This window comes from Enterobacter sp. JBIWA003 (assembly GCF_019968825.1).
In the GTDB taxonomy this organism is placed as follows: Bacteria; Pseudomonadota; Gammaproteobacteria; order Enterobacterales; family Enterobacteriaceae; genus Enterobacter; species Enterobacter quasiroggenkampii.
On record NZ_CP074170.1, the window covers coordinates 3,932,418 to 3,947,267 of the forward strand.

The following is a 14,850-nucleotide window of genomic DNA, read 5'->3' on the forward strand; positions in this document are numbered from 1 at the left end:
TTTGACAATGCATATTGTCATAGTGACACTGCTTTTGATAGTCAAAATGACTAACCATTACGGATCATTAAAATATAAATATATAAAAATCAATAAATTAAAAGTTGGCACGCAGCTTGATATAAGCAAAGCATCCTATTTTGAAAAACGCGATATTACGCTGAGGTTTGCTATGTCTATTCTGGTTAAAAATAACATTCATTGGGTGGGTCAACGTGACTGGGAAGTGCGCGATTTCCACGGGACGGAATATAAAACGCTGCGCGGCAGCAGCTACAACAGCTATCTCATCCGCGAAGGAAAAAACGTGCTGATCGATACCGTCGATCACAAGTTCAGCCGCGAGTTCGTGCAGAACCTGCGCGGTGAAATCGACCTGAACGCCATCGACTACATCATCATCAACCATGCGGAGGAGGATCATGCCGGTGCCCTGACCGAGCTGATGTCGTATATTCCGGACACTCCGATCTACTGCACCACCAACGCCATCGACTCGATCAACGGTCACCACCACCATCCGGAGTGGAACTTCCACACCGTGAAAACGGGCGACGCGCTGGATATCGGCAATGGCAAACAGCTGATCTTCGTGGAAACGCCCATGCTGCACTGGCCGGACAGCATGATGACCTACATGACCGGCGACGCGGTGCTGTTCAGTAACGACGCCTTCGGCCAGCACTACTGCGACGAACGCCTGTTTAATGACGAAGTGGATCAGACCGAGCTTTTCGAGCAGTGCCAGCGTTACTACGCCAACATCCTGACCCCGTTCAGCCGCCTGGTGACGCCAAAAATCACCGAGATCCTCGGCTTTAACCTGCCGGTGGAGATGATTGCCACCTCTCACGGTGTGGTGTGGCGTGAAAACCCCACCCAGATCGTCGAGCTGTACCTGAAATGGGCGGCGGATTATCAGGAAGACCGCATCACGATCTTCTACGACACCATGTCCAACAATACCCGCATGATGGCGGACGCCATTGCCCAGGGCATCAACGAAGTGGACCCGAACGTGGCGGTGAAAATCTTCAACGTGGCGCGCAGCGATAAGAACGAGGTATTAACCAACGTTTTCCGCTCTAAGGGCGTGCTGGTGGGCACCTCCACCATGAATAACGTGATGATGCCGAAGATTGCCGGTCTGGTCGAAGAGATGACCGGCCTGCGTTTTCGCAACAAGCGCGCCAGCGCATTTGGCTCCCACGGCTGGAGCGGCGGCGCGGTAGACCGTCTCTCTACCCGTTTACAGGATGCAGGGTTTGAGATGTCGATGAGCCTGAAAGCGAAATGGCGGCCGGATATCGACGCCCTGGAAATCTGTCGCCAGCACGGCCGTGACATCGCCCGTCAGTGGGCGCTCGCACCGCTGCCGGAAACCACCCCCGCCGCGGCGGTTGCGCCGGAAGCCGAAGCAAAAGCTGCCGCTGCCGACCTCGGTCCATGCATGCAGTGCAGCGTTTGCCAGTGGATTTACGACCCGGAACGGGGCGAGCCGCTGCAGGATGTCGCCCCGGGCACGCCGTGGAGTGAGGTGCAGGACAACTTCCTTTGCCCGGAATGTTCCCTCGGGAAAGACGTTTTTGATGAACTGGCAACGGAGGCAAAATGAGCCACGGTATCGTCATTATCGGCTCGGGCTTTGCCGCCCGTCAGCTGGTGAAAAATATCCGCAAACAGGATGCTAACGTGCCGCTGACGGTGATCGCCGCCGACAGCATGGACGAGTACAACAAGCCTGATTTAAGCCACGTCATTAGCCAGAATCAGCGCGCCGACGATCTCACCCGCCAGACGGCGGGGGCGTTCGCAGAACAGTTTAACCTGCGTCTGTTTCCGTACACCTGGGTCACCGATATCGACGCCGACGCCCGTATGGTGAAAGCGAAAGATAAAACCTGGCAGTACGACAAGCTGGTGCTGGCCACGGGTGCCTCTGCGTTTGTGCCGCCGGTTGAGGGCCGCGAGCTGATGGTCACGCTCAACAGCCAGCAGGCGTATCAGGCCAGCGAAACGGAGCTTCACGACGCCACGCGGGTGATGATTGTCGGCGGCGGGCTGATCGGCACCGAACTGGCGATGGATTTCTGCCGTGCGGGTAAATCCGTCACCCTGGTCGACCACGCGGCGAGCATTCTGTCAGCGCTGATGCCCGCTGAAGTGAGCAGCCGCTTACAGCATCATCTGACCGACATGGGCGTCCATCTGCTGCTGAAATCGCAGCTGCAGAGCCTGAGCAAAACCGGCAGCGGCATACGTGTAACGCTCGACCGCAGCCGCAGCGTGGAAGTGGATGTGGTGATTGCGGCGACGGGGCTGCGCCCGGAAACGGCGCTGGCGCATCGCGCAGGCGCCGAAATCAACCGCGGCGTGAAGGTTAACAGCTACCTGCAAACCACCCAGCCGGACATTTATGCCCTGGGCGACTGCGCGGAAATTAACGGCCAGGTGCTGCCCTTTTTACAGCCGATTCAATTAAGCGCGCTGTCTCTGGCGAAAAACCTGCTCGGCGGCAGTACGCCGGTGAAATTACCCGCCATGCTGGTCAAAGTGAAAACGCCGGAATTACCGCTGCATCTCGCAGGCGAAACGCAGCGTCAGGATCTGGACTGGCAGATTGCCCTTTCGCCGCAGGGCATGGTGGCGCGCGGTACGGATAATGACGGTCAGATGCGCGCCTTTGTCGTCAGTGAAGACAGGATGAAAGAGGCCTTCGCCCTGCTGAAATCGCTCCCTGCTTAACCCTCGTAATGCCGGGTGGCGCTCCGCTTACCCGGCCTACATGCATACCCGTGCAAGTGTAGCGCCGCCGGGCTGGGTCGTTCAGGAACGTACCACCAGCGCGTCGTAGCCGCGCCAGCGGTAATTCGCCATGGAAATCAGCCAGCAGGCGACAAACAGACCCACGACGACAAACCCGGCGTTGCCCAGATTGTCGTTCACCGTGCCAATCAGATCCCAGAGGCCGCCGCTGAGGGCAAATTTATCCATCAGCAGACCCAGCGCTTCCAGCCCGCCGATAAACAGCGCCACCACCACGGAGGTGCCGGTGATGGTCATGTTGTAGTAGAGCTTGCGCTGCGGCTTGTTAAACGCCCAGCCGTAGGCGCCGACCATCAGCAGGTTGTCGAGGGTATCTACCAGCGCCATGCCGCTGGCGAAGAGTGCCGGGAAGATCATGATTGACCACACCGACATCCCGCTGGACGCGCTGGCGGCAGAGATCCCCAGCACGCCGATCTCGGTGGCCGTATCAAAGCCGAGACCAAACAGGAAGCCAACCAGGTACATCTGCCAGCTTTTATTGACGAGGCGGAAGGTCTTGCCAAACAGCCAGTTCATTACCCCGCCCTGAGCAGGTAGCGTGATGTCGTCCTGCACGGGCCTGCCGTGTTTCAGCGCCTGAAAACTGCGCCAGACGCCGCGCAGGATCACCATATTCACCAGCGCCATCGCCAGCAGGAAGGTCGCGGAAACGGCGGTACCAATCAGGCTGCCGGTTTCGTGGAACCACGCCATGTTCTTCTGAAACGCCGTGGCGGTAGCGGCGATGGCAATGGAAGCCAGCACCACGATGGTGGAGTGGCCCAGCGAGAACCACGCCCCCACGCCGGACGGGCGTTTGCCCTGCTGCATCATCTTACGCGTCACGGTATCTATGGCTGCGATGTGGTCAGCGTCCACCGCATGACGCAGTCCGTAGCACCACGCCAGCAGGCTTGCCGCCATCAGCGCCGTGCTGCCGCTAAAGGTGTGCCATGCCCATCCCCAGGCCAGCAGGTTTGCCATTACCAGAGCCAGCAGCAGAAGCGCGGCGCGAGGTTCATTGCGTAACAGTCGTAACATTTTTAGTCCTTTGTAAACATGACCGGGCAGCGGCGACCACCGCCTGCCCGAAGGAGATCGCTCCGTCACCTGCGGGCAGGCGCGAAGGAAAAAGAAGCGTAAAGTCAGAAAGATAATGACGCAGACGCGCGCGCAGCAGACGGTTGTGTAATACCCCGCCGCTGAGACAGATTGTCGAAAGCGACAGGCGCCGGGCATGAAACGCGGCGAGCTCCGCCAGCCCTTTTGCCAGCGCATCGTGAAACGCCCAGGCGCGCGCGCAGGGTTCCGCCTGCCAGCTCAGCCACTGCTGCCAGAAAAGCGCGAGGTTATCCACTTCCAGCGTCACCGGATGGTCGACACCCGCGCACTGCGATGCCAGTGCTTCCAGTCGGCAGGCCGCTTCCCCTTCGTAACGCTGCATGTCGATGCCGAGCGCACAGGCAACCGCGTCAAACAGGCGACCACAGGAAGAAGCTCGCGGCGCGTTGATGCCACGCTGGATCGCCGTCGCCAGCAACGGCCAGTTCTGGCGCTGAACCGCATGGGTTTCCGGGTACTGCTGCCAGTCGGGTACAAACGCCAGGCAGTGGGCGAGCAGATTACGCCACGGCTGCATGGCCGCCAGATCGCCGCCCGGCAGCGCAACGGCAGGCAGACCACTCAAATGCGCATAGTCGAGATAGCTGACCCGCAGGCACTCTCCGCCCCACAGCGCGCCGTTTTCCCCCATACCGATCCCGTCCAGCGTCAGGGCGATAACGTCTCCGCCATCGCGCGGCCAGCCGTTTTCGGCCAGGCACGCCGCGGCGTGAGCGTGATGGTGGTATACCTCTTCAAGGGGCAACGCCTGCGCCTGCGCCCACTGACGAGCGCGATATCCCGGATGGGCATCACACACCACGCGCGCCGGCTGGAAGGCGTAAATGTCCTGCATCACCGACAGCGCGGAACGCCACTGCGCTTCCACCCCCTCGTCACCGAGATCGCCAAAATGCTGGCTCAGCACCGCCTGATTCCCACGCACCAGGCAGAAGGTGTTTTTCATCTCCGCCCCGGTGCACAGCATGGCGGGGATATTGTCGAACCCGGCAGGCAGCGTGATGGCATCGGGCACAAAACCGCGCGCGCGGCGCAGCATCGCACCGTCCCAATCCATCACCGAATCGTCCATCCGCTGCAGAATGTCACGGTTATGCAGCAGGAAACCGTCCGCGATGCCGCTGAGCTCATCCAGCGCCTGCCGGTTGGTGATGGCAGGTGGTCTGCCGCTGAGGTTGCCGGAGGTCATCACCAGCGGGCGCTGGCAGTCCATCATCAGAAGGTGCTGCAGCGGGTTCGCAGGAAGCATGATGCCCACGGAATCCAGACCGGGTGCGATACCTTCCGGGAACGCGGGCAGCCAGGCTTTTGGCGTGAGCACAATGGGTGCGGCGGGTGAGCGTAGCAGCGTCTGAACCGTCTCCGGCAGGTCATCCGCATGCGGGATCATCACCGCCAGCGGCTTCGCGGGCCGCTGCTTGCGTGACCGAAGCATCGCGATCGCCTGCGGGTTACGCGCGTCGCAGACGAGGTGAAAGCCCCCCAGCCCTTTGACGGCGACAATACCGCCGCTTTTCAGCATCGCCACCGCCGCGCGCAGCGCAGCTTCACGCTCAGCAGTCATGTCGCCCGCACGCCACATAAGCGCGGGCCCGCAGTCCGGGCAGGCGACCGGCTGGGCGTGAAAACGGCGGTCGGCAGGATTGCGGTACTCGGCTTCACACGGCCCGCAGAGCGGGAACGGCGCCATTGCCGTGGCCGGGCGGTCGTAGGGCATGGCGCGGATAATGGTAAACCGCGGCCCGCAGTGGGTGCAGTTGATAAATGGATAGCGATAACGGCGTTCGCCTGGGTCGCCCATCTCAGCCAGACACGCCGGGCAGGTCGCCGCATCGGGGACAATCTGGGTGTCCATCGTCCCGGCCGCGCTGTGGCGGATGGTAAAGTCCTCCGGCACGCGCGACCAGGTAAACGGCTGCGCTTCCACGCGGTCAATGCGTGCCAGCGGCGGGCAGTCCTGATGCAGCCTCGCGGTAAAGGCCCCCCCATTACCCGCGAGGCGCACCAGCACGCCCTCTCCGTCATTGCAGACGTCACCGGTCAACTGAAGCGCCTGCGCCAGCTGCCAGACGAAGGGACGAAACCCGACGCCCTGCACTTTGCCGCGCACCCGCAGCTGAACGCCGTTGCTGCTCATACGGCTCAGAACAGCAGTGATGACGAGGTGTCGAACGCCGCGCGACGGCGCTTTTCGGCGCTCATCTGCTCAAGCTTGTCGCGATCCACGCAGACCAGCGCGTGCGTCGGGCAGGCTTCCATACAGGCCGGGCCGGCCTCACGGTGGTAGCACAGGTCACATTTGTTGGCTTCGGCTTTGTCCGCGCGCACACTCAGCCCCATACCGCTGTTACGCACTACCGGACGGACCACCACCTCCATCGCGCCATACGGGCAGGCGACCACGCAGGTTTTGCAGCCAATGCAGCGCTCCTGCATCACGTGCACAAAGCCTTTCTCACGTTTAATCGCCCCGTTCGGGCAGACGTTCGCACACGGTGCGTCTTCGCACTGGCGACAGATGGCGGCGGTGGAAATATTCACGCCTTTGATGACGTGGATGCGCGGCAGGAAGGTGTCAGGGGTAAGCGACGCGCAGTCCTGCTCCGCCTGATGGGAAACCACGCACGCCACTTCACAGGTACGGCAACCAATACACTTACTGGCATCGGCCATAATAAAACGGTTCATCTGCTTCTCCAGCATTACAGTTATGCGCGGAGATATTCATAAACCGTGCCAATAATTAACTTATTGATTTTATTTCATTTTAAAAATTAAAGCGGTGCCGTCATCGTCACTTATGACGATGACAGCTGTCGACATCAGCGGTGCGGGCCGTCAATAACCGAGTCGCGCAGGACAAGCTCGCCGGAGAAAATTTGCTGATATTTAAACTCACCGCCGTCGAGCATAAAGATCAGGCGGCTGATGGTCTCTTTGATCATCTCCGTTACCGGGATGCGGACGCTGGAGAGCGACGGCACAATGTAAGGCGCGATGGCCACATCGTCGAAACCGATCACCGACACCGCGTCCGGCGTGGCCACGCCGCTGTCGTGCAGCTGCTTCATGGCACCGATGGCCATATCGTCATTGCTCGCCACCAGCGCCGTAAAGCGCTCACCCCGAGCAAGCAGTTCGGACACCGCCGCCGCGCCGCTGGCGGGGTTCCACTTCCCCTGCGCAATCAGCCCCTCGCGCAGCGGAATACCGTGCTGCGCCAGCGCGTCCTTATAGCCGGAGAGACGCTCTACCCCGGTGGGAGAATCCAGCGAGCCGGTGATAAAGGCGATCTCACGATGCCCTTTCGCAATCAGCTGTGACACCGCGTCCTGGCTGGAGGCTTTATGATCGGACCACACGCTGTGGCTGCTATTTTTCCGCAGGCGGCGGTTGAGCACCATAATGGGCTGCTCGCACTTCTCGACGATCTCATCCATCTCTTCCACGCTCAGAAAACGCGGATAGATGATTACCGCGTCGCAGCGCATATCGAGCAGATACTGGATCGCCTCGCGCTCTTCATCGGCGCTGTGCTTGCCGTCCGCGAGGATCAGCTGCCGCCCTTTCTCCTCCGTCATGCGCGCTGCGTGAAACAGCAGCTCGCTAAAGTAGACGCCGTGATACAAGGTGTTGGTCACCACCAGGCCCAGCGTCTGGGTACGTTTGGTCGCCAGGTTGCGCGCCAGCAAATTTGGGCGATAGCCGCTCTCTTCAATGGCCTGAAACACCCGATCTTTGGTCTCCTGGCTGACATAGCCATTGCCCGACAGCACCCGGGATACCGTCGCTTTCGAAACGCCTGCCCGCTTCGCCACTTCAAGCATCGTGGTCATGTTGTTATTCCGTCTGAATCTGATGGAGCGCAGTGTACTGCACTGCAGAAAAATTGTCGCAGCGGCGACATCACGCTTTGGGTTCCTGCTGGTGATCGGCGTCACGAAATAAAAAAATGGTCAAAAAGCGATCTTGTTTCATTCATAAAAACTCATGATGATTATGTGGAACCGGTTTCCTACATTTCACACAACGATAACAGGATCACATCCGATGGCCAAAAATTACGCTGCGCTGGCGAACGACGTTATCAGCGCGCTGGGCGGCAAAGAGAACATCGTCGCCGTCACCCACTGCATGACGCGACTGCGTTTCGTTCTGAAAGACGAAACCCTCACCGACGCCGCGCGCCTGAAAAGCATCAGCGGCGTGCTCGGCGTGGTGCGCAACGACAACCAGTGCCAGGTGATTATTGGCAATACCGTCTCCCAGGCGTACCGCGAGGTGGTAAGCCTGCTGCCCGCTGACCTGCAGCCCGCGGTGCCGGAAGGCCCGCAAAAGCTGACGCTGCGCCGCATTGGCGCCGGGATCCTCGACGCGCTGATCGGCACCATGTCCCCGCTGATCCCGGCGATCATCGGCGGCTCGATGGTCAAGCTTCTGGCGATGATCCTTGAGATGACCGGCGTGCTGCCCAAAGGCGCGCCGACGCTCACCATTTTGACCGTCATCGGCGACGGCGCGTTCTTCTTCCTGCCGCTGATGGTGGCGGCCTCGGCGGCGGTGAAATTCAAAACCAACATGTCGCTGGCGATAGCCATTGCGGGCGTGCTGGTGCACCCGAGCTTTATCGAGCTGATGGCGAAAGCCGCGCAGGGCGAGCACGTTGAGTTCGCCTTTATCCCGGTGACGGCGGTGAAATACACCTACACCGTCATCCCCGCGCTGGTGATGACCTGGTGCCTGTCGTACATCGAGCGCTGGGTGGATCGCATTACCCCGGCGGTGACGAAAAACTTCCTCAAGCCGATGCTAATCGTGCTGATTGCCGCCCCGCTCGCCATCGTGCTGATTGGACCGCTGGGCATCTGGATCGGTAGTGCGATCTCCGCGCTGGTCTACACCATTCACGGCTATCTGGGCTGGCTCTCCGTGGCCATCATGGGCGCGCTGTGGCCGCTGCTGGTCATGACCGGCATGCACCGCGTGTTTACGCCAACCATCATTCAGACCATTGCCGAGACGGGCAAGGAAGGGATGGTGATGCCGTCGGAAATTGGCGCCAACCTGTCGCTCGGCGGTTCGTCGCTGGCGGTGGCGTGGAAAACCAAAAACCCGGAGTTGCGCCAGACGGCGCTGGCGGCGGCGGCCTCCGCCATCATGGCGGGGATCTCTGAACCGGCCCTGTACGGCGTCGCAATACGTCTGAAACGCCCGCTGATTGCAAGCCTGATCAGCGGCTTTATCTGCGGCGCGGTTGCCGGTATCGCGGGTCTTGCCAGCCACTCGATGGCGGCACCGGGGCTGTTTACCAGCGTACAGTTCTTCGACCCGGCGAACCCGATGACCATCGTCTGGGTGTTTGGCGTGATGGGTCTGGCAGTCGTGCTGTCGTTTGTTCTGACCCTGATACTGGGCTTTGAGGATATTCCGGTCGAAGACGACGCCGAAAAAGCGCGCGCCCTGCAGACCGCACCGGTACAGAACAACGCAGCAAAAGCATAAATTGAAAGCGAGGTAAGAATGTCTGTTTTTCCACAAGGATTTTTATGGGGCGGCGCGCTTGCCGCCAACCAGAGTGAAGGCGCTTACCGTGAGGGCGGCAAAGGGCTGACAACGGTCGATATGATCCCCCACGGCGCGAACCGCCTGGCGGTGAAGCTCGGTAAGGAAAAGCGTTTTTCGCTGCGTGACGACGAATTCTACCCGAGCCACGAGGCGATTGATTTTTACCATCGCTATAAAGAAGACATCGCCCTGATGGCGGAGATGGGCTTTACGGTGTTCCGCACCTCGATCGCCTGGAGCCGCCTCTATCCGAACGGCGACGAACCGCTGCCGAACAAAGAGGGTATTGCCTTTTACCGCGCGGTGTTCGAGGAGTGCAAAAAATACAACATCGAGCCGCTGGTGACCCTCTGCCACTTCGACGTGCCGATGCACCTGGTGACGGAGTACGGCTCCTGGCGCAACCGCAAAATGGTGGATTTCTTTGCCCGCTATGCCCGCACCTGCTTCGAGGAGTTTAACGGGCTGGTGAAATACTGGCTGACCTTCAACGAAATCAACATCATGCTGCACAGCCCGTTCTCCGGCGCGGGGCTGGTGTTTGAGGAAGGCGAAAACGAAGACCAGGTGAAATACCAGGCCGCGCACCACGAACTGGTGGCGAGCGCGCTGGCGACCAAAATCGCTCACGAGGTGAACCCGGAAAACCAGGTCGGCTGCATGCTGGCGGGCGGTAACTTCTACCCCTACTCCTGCAAGCCGGAAGACGTGTGGATGGCGCTGGAGAAAGACCGCGAGAACCTGTTCTTTATCGACGTGCAGGCGCGCGGCAGCTATCCGGCCTATTCTGCCCGCGTGTTCCGCGAGAAAGGCGTCGTGATTGTTAAAGACCCGGGCGATGACGAACTGCTGAAAAATACCGTCGATTTTGTCTCGTTCAGCTATTACGCCTCGCGCTGCGCCTCGGCGGATATGAACGCGAACAACACCAATGCGGCGAACATCGTTAAATCTCTGCGCAACCCGCACATTCAGGTGAGCGAATGGGGCTGGGGCATCGACCCGCTCGGCCTGCGCATCACCATGAACATGATGTACGACCGCTACCAGAAGCCGCTGTTCCTGGTGGAAAACGGCCTGGGGGCGAAAGATGTCGTTGATGAAAACGGCGAGATTAACGACGACTACCGCATCAGCTATCTGCGCGAGCATATCCGCGCGATGGGCGATGCGATTGAGGACGGCGTGCCGCTGATGGGTTACACCACCTGGGGCTGCATTGACCTGGTCTCGGCCTCAACCGGTGAGATGAGCAAGCGTTACGGGTTTGTGTACGTTGACCGCGACGACGCCGGGAACGGCACGCTGGAGCGGAAACGCAAGAAATCGTTCGGATGGTATAAGAAGGTGATTGCGAGTAACGGGGCGGATCTGGCGTAGCCTGTTTTGCCGGGTGGCGGCTTCGCCTTACCCGGCCTACAAAACCGTAGGCCCGGTAAGCGTAGCGCCACCGGGCGCTGCTCAGAGCTGAGAAAACCCTCCGTTCCCAACCCATCCCGCTAGCCGTGAATACACCACCTCCACCGCCTCCTTCACCGGCGGCGTCATCGGGTAATAAAACCCTACGATGTCCGGCTGAATGCCCAAAAACAGCACCTCGCCCACGTCACCTTTGATCTGATCCACCAGGTAGTTCAGCGGCATATTGTGGGTAGTCATCATAAACATCTCGGCGATGTCGTCCGGATCAATCAGGCGGATCTCGCCGGGGTTGAGTCCCATATCGGTGGCATCGACGATTAACAGCCTGTCCGGATGCAGCTCGCGGATGGCGACCACGTCGTTTTCCGGCGCGCTGCCGCCGTCAATCACCACCCAACTGCCCTGCGGGTTCGCGGCGCACATCTCCGCCAGCAGCGGACCCGCGCCGTCGTCGCCCATCATGCTGTTGCCGACACACAGTAAAACGTCAGTCACGTAATCTCCTCACCATCAGGTAGATGGCACTCTCCTGATGAATATCATGCAGCATACCGAGCAGCGTTTTGCTCCACGCCTGCTGCTCCGGGGTTTGTCTGCCGAGCGCCGCGTCAAAGGCGTTGGCGAGCATCGCAATGTGGTTCGCATCGATCACGATCTCACCGTACTTCGGCACGCCTTCCATTTTGCGCCGCGCCGTACTGCCCTCCTCCAGCGTGGCAATCCACGCCAGATATTCCGGCCACGGACAGCTCAGCGCGGCCTCCAGGCAGTCAATCACCCCGAGGTGATGCCCAATCGCCAGGCTGTAATAGACCACCTGCTGCGCCGCATCCGGCGTGGCATCGTTCTCATCAATAAACTTACGGCTCAGCTGGCTGAACACCACCGTTTCACTCATCGGATACGCGCCTCATCGACGATGCTGTTCAGGTTCGCCACAATCTCATTGAGGCGCGGATCGTTTTCCGCCTCCAGCCAGCGTGCGACCTGATGCTCGCCCTGGCTCAGCAGGCGCAGATAGTCGTCGGCAATCTGACGGCCGTAGCGATAGCCCGCCAGCCTGCGCGCCGTGCGATCGACCTTCACCCGCAGCGGCTGCACCATGTCCGGGTGCAGAATGGCCGCAGCCTGGTTGTCGAGTTCGCCCGGCTCGCGGGCGTGGATTTTCTGCTCCAGCAGGCCGAGCGCCATCGCGAAGCCGTACAGCGTGGCGGCGGGCGTCGGCGGACAGCCCGGAATGTAGACGTCCACCGGCACGATTTTGTCGGTGCCGCCCCAGACGCAGTAGAGGTCATGGAAGATGCCGCCGCTGTTGCCGCAGGCGCCGTACGAGATGCAGATTTTCGGGTCCGGCGCGGACTGCCAGGCGCGCAGCGCGGGCGAGCGCATAGCGCGGGTGACGGCCCCGGTGAACAGCAGGATGTCCGCATGACGCGGGGACGGCACCACTTTGATGCCGAAGCGCTCGGCGTCAAACAGCGGCGACAGCGTAGCGAAGATCTCAATCTCGCAGCCGTTGCAGCCGCCGCAATCCACGCGGTAGACGTAGGCCGAGCGTTTGATTTTTTTCAGCAGCGACGCCTTCATGCTGGCGATGGATTCGTCCACCGTCATCGGCACCGGAATGCCGTTAGCGTCGCGTGGGCCAAGTAAATTGTCCATCAGCTGGCCTCTCTCATGTGGCGGGTGATATCAATGCGGTCGGACGGCAGCAGGCACTTCTGTCGCTTGCACGCCGGACAGGTTTCAAAGCTTTCACGGTGATGCTCCGCGCGGGCGTCGCCGTTGTGCTGCAGCAGCGCGATGGCGTAGTCGATCTCTTTCTGCACGGCGAACGGGCGCTGGCAGACGCGGCAGTGGCACAGGTCAAAGCGCGACTGCTGCAGGAAATCCTCTTTCTTCCACACCGCCAGCTCGTACTCCTGCGACAGGCGAATGGCGACCGTCGGGCAGACCTCTTCGCAGCGGCCGCAGAAGATGCAGCGCCCGAGGTTAAACTGCCAGGCCAGCTCGCCGGTTTTGAGATCCGTTTCCACCGTTAAGGCGTTCGACGGACAGGCGTTGACGCAGGCCGCGCAGCCGATGCACTGCTGTGGGTTGTGCTCCGGCTTGCCGCGAAAGTTTTTGTCGACCGGCATCGGCTCCAGCGGATAGCGGCTGGTCTGCGTGCCGGTTTTGATCACTTTTTTGATAAAGGTAAACATGACGAATCCTTATTTCAGCGGCGAGTTCTTACGCTCGATGCTGTAGCGCTCAAGCTCTTTGTACGGCACCACCTGGCTTTTCTTCTTGCGCACGTCCACGACGGTCATGCGGTCGGTGCAGGAGTAGCATGGGTCGAGGCTGCCGATGATCAGCGGCGCATCGGAAACCGTGTTGCCGCGCAGCATATAGCGCAGGGTTGGCCAGTTGGCGTAGGTCGCCGCACGGCAGCGCCAGCGGTAGAGCTTCTGGTTGTCGCCGGTCATGCTCCAGTGAATATCGTCCCCGCGCGGCGCTTCGGCAAAACCGAGGGCAAAGCGATTTGGAATGTAGGTGAAGCCCTCCACCATCAGCGGGCCACCCGGCAGGTTGTCCAGACCAAAGTCGATCATGTTCAGCGCGGTGAACACCTCGTTGATGCGCACCTTCAGACGGGAGATGACGTCGCAGCCCTGCTCGCTGTGCACGGTCATCGGCAGCAGGCCGTAGCCGACGAACGGGTGATCGGCACGCGTGTCGCGGGCGTGGCCGCTGGCGCGCACCATCGGGCCGACGTTGCTGAAGTCGCGAGCGATCTCCGGATCGAGGCGGCCAATGCCGACGGTGCGCTGCTCGATGTTGGGCGTGCTGAGCAGCATGTCCACCAGCTCCTGCACGTCGCGGCGCATCTGCTGCGCCAGCTGGCGGGTCTGGATCATGTCATCCTTCAGCAGGTCGCGGCGGATCCCGCCGATCAGATTCAGACCGTAGGTTTTGCGCGCCCCGGTGAGGATCTCCGCCATCTTCATCGACGCTTCACGCACGCGGAAGAACTGCATAAACCCGGAGTCAAACCCGACGAAGTGGCAGGCCAGCCCGAGGTTCAGCAGGTGCGAGTGCAGGCGCTCCACCTCCAGCAGGATGGCGCGGATCATCTGCGCGCGTTCCGGCACCACGATCCCCATGCCGTTCTCTACCGAGGTGGTGTAGGCGGTGCTGTGGGCGAAGCCGCAGATGCCGCACACGCGGTCAGAAAGAAACGTGACTTCGTTGTAGCCCATGCGGGTTTCCGCCAGCTTTTCCATGCCGCGGTGGACGTAGAACAGGCGGTAGTCGGCGTCGATAATGTTTTCGCCGTCGACGAACAGGCGGAAGTGGCCCGGCTCGTCGGAAGTGACGTGCAGCGGGCCGATCGGCACCACGTTATTCTTCTTGCTGCCCAGCTCGTTGATGAATTCGTAGGTTTCACTGTCGGTGGTCGGGGCCGGACGCTGGCGGTAGTCCATGCTGTCTTTGCGCAGCGGATAGAGTTCGTCCGGCCAGTCGTCCGGCAGCACCAGACGGCGTTCATCCGGCAGGCCAACCGGCACCAGACCATACATGTCGCGCACTTCACGCTCGCCCCAGACGGCAGCGGGCACGCGCGGCGTGACGGACGGGTATTCCGGTTTATTCGGGTCGACCTCGACGCGCACGGTGATCCAGCACTTCTCGCCCTGCTCCATCGACATCACGTAGTACACCGCGTAATTGCCGCACAGCTGGCGCTCGTCGTTACCGAACAGCACCGACAGCCAGCCGCCCTGCCGGTAGTAGAGAAACTCCACCACTTCTGGCAGATAGTTCACCTTTACGGTGACGGTGATCTGGTCTTTGGTTTGCCAGGATTCCTCCAGCACCACGCCGGGGAAAGCCTGATGCAATGCGGCGAGATACTGCTGACCTTTCTTTTCTTCAGACATAAACACTCTC

Annotated in this window: 13 protein-coding genes; 4 read left to right on the top strand and 9 right to left on the bottom strand. The window is 60.6% G+C overall.

The features are described from left to right. The first annotated feature begins 172 nt into the window (after positions 1-172). Together norV and norW are read left to right on the top strand one after the other, a co-directional pair. Positions 173-1,615, top strand: coding sequence for an anaerobic nitric oxide reductase flavorubredoxin (norV, locus tag KGP25_RS18970; RefSeq protein WP_223539485.1), 1,443 nt, complete (start codon positions 173-175; stop codon positions 1,613-1,615). Next, on the top strand, positions 1,612-2,745 hold the full coding sequence (gene norW / locus KGP25_RS18975) for an NADH:flavorubredoxin reductase NorW (protein WP_223539486.1): 1,134 nt from the start codon (positions 1,612-1,614) through the stop codon (positions 2,743-2,745). Before norV ends, norW begins: the two co-directional genes overlap by 4 nt. Positions 2,746-2,826: 81 nt before the next feature. Here norW and KGP25_RS18980 read toward each other — a convergent pair whose 3' ends face one another. From KGP25_RS18980 to KGP25_RS18995, 4 genes are all read right to left on the bottom strand, one after another. Continuing rightward, on the bottom strand, positions 2,827-3,849 hold the full coding sequence (locus tag KGP25_RS18980; protein WP_045908512.1) for a HoxN/HupN/NixA family nickel/cobalt transporter: 1,023 nt from the start codon (positions 3,847-3,849) through the stop codon (positions 2,827-2,829). After that, a complete protein-coding gene (gene hypF / locus KGP25_RS18985) occupies positions 3,827-6,067 on the bottom strand; it encodes a carbamoyltransferase HypF (protein ID WP_223539487.1) in 2,241 nt (746 codons plus the stop codon). Before hypF ends, KGP25_RS18980 begins: the two co-directional genes overlap by 23 nt. Positions 6,068-6,072: 5 nt before the next feature. Further along, positions 6,073-6,618, bottom strand: a complete 546-nt coding sequence (gene hydN, locus KGP25_RS18990) for an electron transport protein HydN (RefSeq protein ID WP_032643033.1) — start codon at positions 6,616-6,618, stop codon at positions 6,073-6,075. A 134-nt stretch (positions 6,619-6,752) separates the two neighbouring features. Then, a complete protein-coding gene (locus tag KGP25_RS18995) occupies positions 6,753-7,766 on the bottom strand; it encodes a LacI family DNA-binding transcriptional regulator (protein WP_069720345.1) in 1,014 nt (337 codons plus the stop codon). Positions 7,767-7,980: 214 nt separating this feature from the next. On the opposite strand from KGP25_RS18995, the gene ascF reads away from it, so the two are divergent. Then, on the top strand, positions 7,981-9,432 hold the full coding sequence (ascF, locus tag KGP25_RS19000) for a PTS cellobiose/arbutin/salicin transporter subunit IIBC (protein WP_024907719.1): 1,452 nt from the start codon (positions 7,981-7,983) through the stop codon (positions 9,430-9,432). 18 nt (positions 9,433-9,450) lie between these two features. After that, the gene (locus KGP25_RS19005; RefSeq protein ID WP_028014207.1) at positions 9,451-10,875 is read left to right on the top strand and encodes a 6-phospho-beta-glucosidase; all 1,425 of its coding nucleotides are present in this window, start codon (positions 9,451-9,453) and stop codon (positions 10,873-10,875) included. 81 nt (positions 10,876-10,956) lie between these two features. On the opposite strand, the gene hycI is transcribed toward KGP25_RS19005, so the two are convergent. The 5 genes from hycI to hycE are packed head-to-tail and all read right to left on the bottom strand — an operon-like array spanning position 10,957 to position 14,840. Further along, a complete protein-coding gene (gene hycI, locus KGP25_RS19010; RefSeq protein ID WP_223539488.1) occupies positions 10,957-11,412 on the bottom strand; it encodes a hydrogenase maturation peptidase HycI in 456 nt (151 codons plus the stop codon). Then, on the bottom strand, positions 11,405-11,815 hold the full coding sequence (locus KGP25_RS19015) for a formate hydrogenlyase maturation HycH family protein (protein ID WP_023294422.1): 411 nt from the start codon (positions 11,813-11,815) through the stop codon (positions 11,405-11,407). The genes hycI and KGP25_RS19015 overlap by 8 nt, the downstream gene beginning before the upstream one ends. Then, the gene (locus KGP25_RS19020) at positions 11,812-12,579 is read right to left on the bottom strand and encodes an NADH-quinone oxidoreductase subunit B family protein (protein ID WP_104950236.1); all 768 of its coding nucleotides are present in this window, start codon (positions 12,577-12,579) and stop codon (positions 11,812-11,814) included. Before KGP25_RS19020 ends, KGP25_RS19015 begins: the two co-directional genes overlap by 4 nt. Further along, the gene (locus KGP25_RS19025; RefSeq protein WP_008499573.1) at positions 12,579-13,121 is read right to left on the bottom strand and encodes a formate hydrogenlyase complex iron-sulfur subunit; all 543 of its coding nucleotides are present in this window, start codon (positions 13,119-13,121) and stop codon (positions 12,579-12,581) included. Before KGP25_RS19025 ends, KGP25_RS19020 begins: the two co-directional genes overlap by 1 nt. A gap of 9 nt (positions 13,122-13,130) precedes the next feature. Next, the gene (gene hycE, locus KGP25_RS19030) at positions 13,131-14,840 is read right to left on the bottom strand and encodes a formate hydrogenlyase subunit HycE (RefSeq protein ID WP_045908505.1); all 1,710 of its coding nucleotides are present in this window, start codon (positions 14,838-14,840) and stop codon (positions 13,131-13,133) included. Positions 14,841-14,850: the final 10 nt, after the last annotated feature.

Excerpts from the sequence above, each read along its gene's own strand:
- KGP25_RS19025 (WP_008499573.1), bottom strand. The coding sequence starts at position 13,121 with ATGTTTACCTTTATCAAAAAAGTGATCAAAACCGGCACGCAGACCAGC.
- hypF (WP_223539487.1), bottom strand. The coding sequence starts at position 6,067 with ATGAGCAGCAACGGCGTTCAGCTGCGGGTGCGCGGCAAAGTGCAGGGC.
- norW (WP_223539486.1), top strand. The coding sequence starts at position 1,612 with ATGAGCCACGGTATCGTCATTATCGGCTCGGGCTTTGCCGCCCGTCAG.
- KGP25_RS18980 (WP_045908512.1), bottom strand. The coding sequence starts at position 3,849 with ATGTTACGACTGTTACGCAATGAACCTCGCGCCGCGCTTCTGCTGCTG.
- hycE (WP_045908505.1), bottom strand. The coding sequence starts at position 14,840 with ATGTCTGAAGAAAAGAAAGGTCAGCAGTATCTCGCCGCATTGCATCAG.
- hydN (WP_032643033.1), bottom strand. The coding sequence starts at position 6,618 with ATGAACCGTTTTATTATGGCCGATGCCAGTAAGTGTATTGGTTGCCGT.
- KGP25_RS19020 (WP_104950236.1), bottom strand. The coding sequence starts at position 12,579 with ATGGACAATTTACTTGGCCCACGCGACGCTAACGGCATTCCGGTGCCG.
- KGP25_RS18995 (WP_069720345.1), bottom strand. The coding sequence starts at position 7,766 with ATGACCACGATGCTTGAAGTGGCGAAGCGGGCAGGCGTTTCGAAAGCG.
- ascF (WP_024907719.1), top strand. The coding sequence starts at position 7,981 with ATGGCCAAAAATTACGCTGCGCTGGCGAACGACGTTATCAGCGCGCTG.
- KGP25_RS19005 (WP_028014207.1), top strand. The coding sequence starts at position 9,451 with ATGTCTGTTTTTCCACAAGGATTTTTATGGGGCGGCGCGCTTGCCGCC.
- KGP25_RS19015 (WP_023294422.1), bottom strand. The coding sequence starts at position 11,815 with ATGAGTGAAACGGTGGTGTTCAGCCAGCTGAGCCGTAAGTTTATTGAT.
- norV (WP_223539485.1), top strand. The coding sequence starts at position 173 with ATGTCTATTCTGGTTAAAAATAACATTCATTGGGTGGGTCAACGTGAC.